A 7,163-nucleotide genomic window follows, 5' to 3' on the forward strand; every position below is an offset into this window, starting at 1 on the left:
GGCGGCGGCATGGCTGACGACTGGATGCTGCGCCAGCTCCCGCCGGCGATGCTCGACGACGACTTCTTCGTGCGGTTCCTGTCGATCTTCCAGACGCAGGCGAACACGCTCCTCGCCCACGCCGAGAACCTCGGGCACCTCGCCGATCCGGGCGTCACCCCGCCCGAGATGGCGCGCTGGCTCGGGACGTGGATTGGGCTCGACGGCGTCGACGCCGGGCTCCCCGAGCGGCTGCAACGCGACCTGGTGCGCACCGCCGCGCAGTCGCTGCCGTGGCGCGGCACCCGGCGCGGCCTCGTGGCACTGCTCGAGGTGCTCAGCGGCGGGCCCGCCGAGGTGCGCGACGGCGGCGGCGCGTTCCCCGAGGGCGGCGCGGGGGCCGATCCCGGCTGGGTGGTCATGAGCGTCACGTCGACGGGCGCGCTGGACGACGCCGACTTCGCCGCGCGCGTCGTCGACGAGCTGCCCGCGCATGTGCGCGCCGAGCTGTGGGTGGCCGGGCGGCAGGTCCCCCTCACGGGCAGCGTCCCCTGGGATGAGTCCGCCTCCCTCCCGGCCGGCGCCCCATGACCACGCCGCGCCACCTAGGCGCCGAGGTCGACGGCGAACCGGCGCCCGCACACGATCCGGCGCGCCCCCCAGTGATGCCCACGGCCCGCGCCTGCCCCCAGTGCGGGCTGCCGGGGTCCGTGGTGGGCAGCCGCCGCAGCGCCGAGGACTTCTGCCGGCGCTGCGACTTCCCGCTCTTCTGGGCGGGCGACAGGGTTGAGCGCGCCCTCGTCGACGAGGGCGTCCAGGACAGCCTGCGCCGGAGCCCCGGCACTGTGGGATCCGCCGCCCTGGCGAGCACCCCCTGCCCGGCATGCGCCGAGCTGAACCTCCCGTCGGCCACGACGTGTGTGCGGTGCGGCTCGGGCATGGAGCCCCCGACGCCTGTGGTCGTCATCGCGCCCGCGCCCGAGCCCTTCGTGCTCCCGCCGCTGGCCGTCCTGGCCGGATGGCGGGTGCTGCCGTGGCGCGTGATCGGGGCCGGGGCCGCCCTCGCCCTGCTGATGGCGGTCGCGGGGGCCTGGCTCCTGCCCTGACAGGCCCCCGGGCGGCGGCCCGTCGGCTCAGCTGACGGCCACCTGCGCCGTGCCCCTCGACCCGACGGTCTCGGCGTTGCCTGCCGCCGGGGTGAACGTCGCCGTGTACTCCCGGCTCGGCGGGCCGCCCGCCGGGGGCGTGCACGTGAGCACGGCCTGCCCGGCGGTGACGGTGAGAGTGGTCGGCGCGGCGCAACCCGACCCGGTGAACGCCACAGTCCCGGCGGTGCTCCCCTGGCTCGTCACCGTGGCCGTCAACGTCACGTCGCCGCCGCCCGCCACAGTGGTGGGGCTGGCGGAGAGCGCCGTGGCGCTGGGGGCCCGCAGCGTCGGCTGTGTGGACGCCGAGGAGCCCAAGTGCGTCGCCGAGCCGCTGTACGACGCCTCCAGCGCCACGGACCCGAGCGGCAGGCCGGAGCCCGGCACGTAGCCGGACAACACCGCCGCCCCGTTGCCCGTCGACACCGGCACGGTCCCCACCGCGACGCCGTTCACGGTGAACGTGACAGTGCCACCTCCCGGCGCCGGTGTCACAGTCGCCCGCAGGTCGGCCGCCTCGCCGACGACGAGCGCAGTCGGGGCGGTGATGGCGATCGACGTGGCGGCCAGCGCCCGCTCCACCTCGAAGGCGGCGAGCACGTCAGTGGCGCCCGCGCCGATGGCACGGCTCGTCGGGCTGACCGTCCACGGCCCGCTCGGCGCCGCGGCCGTCACCGTGCCCGCCCCCTGTCGGAAGTACACGGTCACGACTCCGCCGTTGACGGGGGCCTGCTCGGTCAGCGCGCCGCCATGGGCTGCCGCCACGGTGAGCGCCACCGCCTGCGGCGGGTTCGCGTCGGCGCTGGTGACGCGCAGGCGCACGCGGACCTCGTCCACCGGGATCGTCACCGAATCGGCGGACGCCCCCACCTGCGCGGACCACACCCCGTGGTGCCCCGACGGCCCGCTGGCATGCGCCGTCCACTGCCCCTCGGGCACCTGGTTGAACGTGGTGGTGTAGGAGGTCGTCGAGCCGACGCGCACCACGGGCTGCGCCGCGAGGGCGAGCTGGCCGCTGCCGGCGTCAGGCTCGAGCGAGACGAGCGCGCCGGTCAGGTCGAAGCCGTTGACGGACTCCACCGTGACCTTCACCTGGCGCGCGTCGGCGTACAGCGTGAGGTCCACGGAGACGGACTGCCCGCCGCGCACCGTCAACGCCCGGTTCGTGGCGCCGTAGCCCGCGCGCTCCACCGACAGCACGTAGGAGCCGTCAGCGACGGTGAGGAAGACGAAGGCGCCGCTGCTGGTGGTGGTGCTGGCCACGGGGGCGCCGTCCCGCAGCAGCGTGACGGTGGCGCCGGTGAGCGGCGTCGCCGCCGACGACCCCGACTGCCCGGAGACCATGCCCTGCACCGTGTTCGCGCGGGCCGCGACCGGCACGCTCACCTGTGTGGTGACCCCCGCGCCCACCGTCACCGTCACGGTGAGCGGCGCGAAGTTCCCGCCCGCCACGTCCAGCGTGTAGGCGCCCGGCTCCAACTGGGTGAAGCCGTAGCGCCCCGGCACCTGGGAGCACAGCGAGCTGCTCGGGGACGTCGCCTCACAGGAGGTGCTCACGATGGTGCTGGAGTGCAGCAGCCGCACCGTCAGCCCGTCGACGCCCGCGCCGGTGACGGGGTCGTAGACGTCGACGAGCAGCGCGACGCGATCAGCCGACATCGTCACGTCGAGCGTGACGGGTGTCTGCGCGCCCGCGGTGATCGTCACGGGCACGCTGGCGCCCGAGTACGTCGGGGTGTACCCGGTGAGCGCGGCGGTGACCCGCCACGTCCCGGCGCTCAGGCCCTGCACCACTGTGGTGCCGGTGAGCCGGTAGGCGCCCGTGGCGTCGGTGGTGGTGGTGAACACCTGATCGGACGCGGCCGACGTCGCGGTGATGACGACGCCGGGCAGCGCCCGCATGGACCCGCCGATCGAGACCTGCACCGTGCCGGCGATGGCGCCCAACCGGGCCACCTGCACCTCGGCCGGCGTCGCCGTCGTCTGCCCCGGGCCCACCTGCACCACGCCGGTGGTGAACGCGTGCCCGGCGGCCCGCACGTTCACGGAGTACCTGCCGCTGGGCAGCTCGCCGAAGTCGGCCCAATGCGTGCCCGGCGACGCGGTGACGGTGATGTCGGTGGCGCCGGGCCGGGTGAGGGTCACGACGGGGTCGATCACCGGGTCGCTCGACCCGGCGCGGACCACGGCGACGCGCAGCTCGCCCTGGCGCACCAGCGGCATCGTCAGCACCGCCGGCTGGCCGGGCCGGAACTCGACGGTGGCGGTGTGCGTGTCATAGCCGGGCAGCGACACCTGGACCCGGTACTCACCCGGTCGTGCCAGGGTGGCGCTGCCCCCGGTGGCCGTGTCCGCGGGCTGGTTCAGGTCCCGCCATGTCAGGACCCCGGCGCTGTTCGACGTCAGGCGCACGCTGCCGACGCCGGGCGGCGTGGACAGGACCTCGAGGGTCGCGGCGCTGAGGTCCACGGAGCTGTCGACACCGGTGAGCGTCCCCGAGAAGCGCTGGCCGCTCGGCTGCACCTCGAGCGGGACGGCCACCACGTCGTCGATCGTCGTGGAGGCGCGGCTGAGCCCCTGGTACGCGCCGGCGGGGTCGACGACCTCCACGGAGATGGTGTCCGCGACGAGCGGCAGCTCGGCGGTGGGCACCGCATGCGGCGTGGTGTCCGGCACGGCGACGATGCGGAACTCGCCCGTGGGGCCGGTGGTGACAGTCGCCGAGGAGCGCTGCGGCGCCAGCCCGGCGTAGCCGACGATGCCGGTGACCTTCACCTGGACGTCGCGGACGGGGCTGGCGCTGCCGACGGCGAGCTGCGCGATCACCCGGCCCTGGAACTCGCGGCCGCTGCGCGTCAGCACCATCTGGGAGGCGAGCTCCTGGTTGTGGTTGACGGAGATCTGCACCGTGGAGCCGGACACCGCGGCGCCGCCGGACCCGTTCGACCAGGTCACGTCGAACCGGTAGGACCCGGGTTCGAGCGCCCGCGCCAGCACCTGCCCCTGGGCGTCCGTGGCCAGCGGGGCCAGCGGTGTCGACGGGCCTGCGGGGGTCGCCGAGAAGTGCGGCACGACAGTCGCGGCGTCGGCGGCGACCAGCGCGCCCGCGCCCTCGTCCGCCAGCACCGACAGCAGGACCCGGCCCAGCCGGTCGAGGGTGTGGTCGAGACGCCGCACCTCGCCCGCCGCGAGCACCACAGCCGTGGCCGCAGGCGCGCGGTACTCGGCGTCGGAGGACTCCACCCACACCGAGTAGCCGCCACTGACCAGGCGCGCGACCTCATACGCCCCGTTCAGCCCGATCGCCGCGCAGCGCGCCGACGCGCCGGCCACCGGGGAGGTGATGACGCAGGTCGGCGTGCCGTCGGGCGCGGAGCCGAAGCCGCAGTCGGCGGCGTCGACGTCGTCGGGGGTGAGCCCGGCCGACGCGACGATGACGCATGACCCCGCCGGGACCGCGCCGACCCGCGCCTGCACGGCGCCGATGACGGACGGCGACGGCAGCAGCGCGGCCTGCGCGGCGCGGACGGTCTGCCCCATCGGCGCCTCCACGTCCACGCGCTGCGGCTCGTAGCCGGGCGCCGAGACGGTGAGGGTGTACAGCCCGGGGAGCAGGCCCTCGCTCCCCGCCGGGGGGATCGTGTACTCCAGGCTGGGCGCCGACGTCGCGGTGACCGTCTCGGTGGTCCCGTCCAGGCGTTGGCGCTGCAGCTCGACAGTGACCACGCAGTCCGCGACGGGCAGGTCGGGGCACGTGATGACGCTGCCGGTGCGCGCGTCACTGACACGCCCGCGCACGAACGTGGTGGCCTCGAGGCCGTCGCCGTCCACCGGGGTGAGCACCAGGTCGGCGTCGCTGGCCTGGCCAGCGGTGACATTCACCTGGGCATGCCCGGTGACGTGGCCGAACAGCTCGGCGCTGACCACGTAGTCGCCCGGCTCGACGCCGTTGAGCCGGAACGAGCCGTGCGCGTCCGACGTGCTCATCGTCTTGTAGGTGTGGGCGCCGTTGCTCACGGTGATCCCGGCGCCCGCGAGCCCGACGCCGGCCGGATCGGTCAGCGTGCCCTGCACGACCCCGCTGGACAGGGTCAGGTGGGCGTCGACGGTCGCCTGCGACGCGCCCTCGGCCAGGACGACCTCCTGGGACTGGCGGGTGTGCGCCGGCCCCTCGAATGTCACGGTGTACACCCCCGGCGACGGCAGGTCGGCCAGGGTGTACGCGCCGACCGGGCCGTCGGTGACCGTCGACGCGACGCGCACCACCCCCCCGCCATCGGTGGCGGTGACTGTCACGCCGCCGAGCCCGCCCACGGCGCCGAGCGCGTCGGGCCCGGTCACTGTGCCGCCGACCGCCGCGACGCCGCTCAGCAGCCCGAGGTCCACCACGGCCGAGCCGTCCGGGTCGAGGCGCACCAGTGCCGACTGCGCGCCGAGGCCGTCCGCGGTGACCGTCACCAGGTAGGCGGACGGGGTGGAGAGCCCCTCCACGCTCCACCTGCCGACCTCGCCGGTGGTGCTCGAGCTCGTCGAGACCGTCGTGACGCCGTCCGAGATGGTGACCTGCGCGCCGCCGACGGCGCCGCCCGGCCCCGTGACCCGCCCCTCGAGCCGCCCGGAGCCGGCCACCAGCTCGATCTCCAACGCCCGCGCGGCTGCCTCGGCGCCCGTCATGACCAGGCGCTGCGTCTGGTAGCCCGCCTTGGCGAAGGTGATGAGGTAGTACGCGTCAGCGGACAGGTCCGCGAACGCCCAGGTGCCGTCATCCGCCGAGCGGGTGGTCCGCGCGTCCGCGAGGGCGCCCGTGCGGCTCAGCGACAGGGCCTGGGCGGGGGTCTTGCCGACTGCGCCCGGCGTGCCCGACGTGCCCGACGACCCACCGCTGCCGCGGCCCGCGTCTGCGGGAGCCATGCGCGCCACGGGGGACGCCACCGCTCGCCCGAGGCCCGACGACACACGGCCCGCGCCCCCGCCGAGCCCGGCGCCGCCCAGCCCTGACGGCCCCGGCTCGGCTGTCACGCCCGCCGCGCCACCGCCAGTTGCGGCGCCTGAGGAGCCCGCGAGCACGCTGATCGGGCGGATGCCGATCTGCACGCCGGACGGCGCGTCACCCCGCACCACGCCGCCGACCCGGATGCCGCTCGACATGGCCCCCGCACCTGACTGCTCACCGCCAGCCCCGCCAGCCCCGCCAGCCCCGCCGGCACCGCCGGAGCCGCCAGAACCGTCGCCCGCGCCAGGCGCACCCGCGTCTGGCCCGTCCCCCTCGCCCGCGACGACCTGCTCGGCGGCGGTGGGCTGCGAGTCGCCCTCCCGCGAGGTCAGCCAGGGCACCGCCGTGACCAGGCCGCCGGCCCACAGCGCCACGACCAGGAGCAGGGACAACGCCCGGATCAGCCCGCCGGACAGCAGGGGCCGCGACGTGAGGGTGCCGTGGAAGCGCGCGGGCGCCTGCCGGCCGCGGCCCTCGACCGCGTAGGAGATCTGGTTGCGGTGCCCGACCACGCTGGGGCGGCTCACCACGAGCCGCCCGGCGACGCGGGTGGTGCGGTGCGGCCCGACGGTCACCGACGAGCTGGGCAGCGCGAACCGCATGCCCTTGCCCGCCCGGGTGCTGAGCCCCACGTCGACGGGCCGGTCGCCCGTGTTGGTGACGACGACGCTCACGCGGCGGGAGAACACCGCGCGCGCGGCGGCGGGCTCGACGGACAGCACGAGCTCGCCGGGCGCGTCCACCTCGAGGTCCGCGTCCGTGGCGACCTGCGCGGGACGCGAGCCATCGGCGGCCTCGACCACGACGACGAACGGGTACGTGCCCGGGACGGCGCCGGGCGTGGGCACGGCCACGAGCTCGACGCTCACCGTCTCGTCGGGCCCGACCAGCGGTGTCGTGACCGGCTCGGGCAGCCAGCCCGCGTCGAGCCCCACGGCGCGGACCACCATCGTCAGCGGGGCCGCCGTCAGGTTGCGCACGTGCACCGCGACCACTGCCGGGCCGCCTGCGGGCGCGTGCGCGCCGGGCTCGACGAGCACGCTCAG

The 7,163-nt window shown here is 75.9% G+C and carries 3 protein-coding genes; 2 read left to right on the top strand and 1 reads right to left on the bottom strand.

All coding sequences use genetic code 11. The annotated features are described in order from the left end of the window. The first annotated feature begins 9 nt into the window (after positions 1 to 9). Positions 10 to 570 (top strand): phage tail protein, encoded by a 561-nt coding sequence (locus tag QUV83_RS11960; protein ID WP_289564738.1) that lies wholly within the window; start codon positions 10 to 12, stop codon positions 568 to 570. Positions 571 to 644: 74 nt separating this feature from the next. Further along, a complete protein-coding gene (locus QUV83_RS11965; protein WP_289564739.1) occupies positions 645 to 1,085 on the top strand; it encodes a hypothetical protein in 441 nt (146 codons plus the stop codon). A gap of 27 nt (positions 1,086 to 1,112) precedes the next feature. Here the strand turns inward: QUV83_RS11965 and QUV83_RS11970 are convergent, their stop codons facing one another. Then, on the bottom strand, positions 1,113 to 7,112 hold the full coding sequence (locus tag QUV83_RS11970; protein ID WP_289564740.1) for a carboxypeptidase regulatory-like domain-containing protein: 6,000 nt from the start codon (positions 7,110 to 7,112) through the stop codon (positions 1,113 to 1,115). Between the last annotated feature and the right edge of the window lie 51 nt (positions 7,113 to 7,163).

Origin of the sequence: Cellulomonas cellasea, assembly GCF_030372105.1 — a bacterium.
GTDB lineage: Bacteria > Actinomycetota > Actinomycetes > Actinomycetales > Cellulomonadaceae > Cellulomonas_A > Cellulomonas_A cellasea_A.